We start from the raw sequence: 1673 nt of genomic DNA, 5'->3' as shown, positions 1-1673 counted from the left end.
CCTGACTTTTTCCGTGCTAATTTTGCGAGGTTCAAGGCAATGGCCATCAGTGCAAAATCCATTTTAACCTTGTCCTTTCCGAAGTGCCGGAAGCGAAGATAAGCCCCGTCGTATCGTATGTGCGAAAACACAGGTTCCGGTTCCACACATCGTTTTTTCCGGTGTTTTAATCCCTGTTCGGAAAGTAAAAGTTCACGTGACTTTGCTTTGAGCCGGCGCAAATTGTGGTTGATTTCTATCCTGCGGTTGCCCTTTGCCTTGTAACACAGGCACCTGAGCGGACATCCATTGCAGTTGGCAGCTTCATAAATGGTTATTTCTGATTTGTAACCGTGCTGGTTTGTTTTTGTTGTTCTTCCCTTGTTCTGAAGATGTTGCCCCATCGGGCATACAAAGTAATCGTCTGTTTCATTGTAAAAAAGGTTTTGGGCGATAAATGCATTTTCACGGAATTTCTTTTTCTGCTCTGCGTGGAAATAGTTGTATTTTACAAAGGCCTCAATTTCATTATCTTCCATGAACACATAGTTTTCTTCGCTGCCATAACCGGCATCGGCAACGACTGTTTGGGGTGTGCCACTGTAGCGCTCCTTCCAGCCTTCAAAAAACGGGACCATCGTGAGCGTATCGGTTGGGTTTGCGAAAAAATCAAGATGTGTAATAAACTGGTTTTCGGTACCGATTTGCAGGTTGTAGGCAGGTTTCAACTGCCCGTTTTGCATGTGGTCATCTTTCATCCGCATGAAGGTGGCCGATGGGTCAGTTTTGGAATAACTGTTCCTGCCACCCAGGGTTTCAAGGTGGTTTTCATATTCCTGCAATTTTGGCAAATGCTTTTCTTCCAGCGTTTTTACCGCTCTTTTCTCTTGTTTCGAAAGGTTTTCACGGTTGATTTGGGCAATACGCATTTTCAGTTCATCGGAATCAATTGGCGTGGGCGGTTCATCATCAGGAAGATTGTCCTGCGCAATGCCTTCATCTATCATTTCCAGTACCTTCCTGATTTTTTCCTCCAGTTTGGCCTTGTTCTTTTCAACCGTCTTTCGCCAAACAAAAGTGTAACGGTTAGCACGCGATTCCATTTTGGTGCCATCAATGTAAACTGTCTGCAAACTGATGTACCCCATTTCGGCCAGCATCAACACTACCTGCGTAAACAGATGATTGATCGTACCTTTCAAATGCAGCGAACGAAAGTTGTTGATGGTCCTGAAATCAGGCCGCTGATTGCCCGAAAGCCACATGTAATGGACATTTTCTTCCAATTGTTTCCCGATTTTGCGGCAGGAATAGATGTTGTTCATGTAGGCGTAAAACAACACTTTCAGCATCATCCGAGGGTGGTAGGCCGATGTGCCTCCGCCTGAATAGGTTTTTTCGATGGCTGTTATGTCAAGGTTTTCAACTACCTGGTTAACCAACCGAACAGGCGCACCCTCTGCTATATTTTGATCTAAACGTGCTGGGAAAAGTGAAATTTGACCTTGCAAATTTGATTTATAAACCGGCTTTCTCATTCTTCGTACTCATTGATAAACATGCCATTAATTTACTAAATATCATTGAGTTAATTAGTGAAAAATGAATAAAAAAAGAGGCTGTCCTCTTTTTAGACAGCCTCATCGATCTATTCCACGGCTTTTATGCGCTCCTTAATTTCTTCCAATTCCCCC

Annotated in this window: 1 protein-coding gene; it reads right to left on the bottom strand. The window is 43.6% G+C overall.

Going from position 1 to position 1673, the window contains the following annotated elements; translation table 11 throughout:
- Positions 1–1517: IS1182 family transposase (locus NC99_RS04270; RefSeq protein ID WP_053180210.1), on the bottom strand; the 1517-nt coding region annotated here is incomplete at its 3' end.
- Between the last annotated feature and the right edge of the window lie 156 nt (positions 1518–1673).

Source organism: Sunxiuqinia dokdonensis (assembly GCF_001270965.1).
GTDB lineage: Bacteria > Bacteroidota > Bacteroidia > Bacteroidales > Prolixibacteraceae > Sunxiuqinia > Sunxiuqinia dokdonensis.
This window is presented reverse-complemented; position numbering and strand designations above follow the sequence as displayed.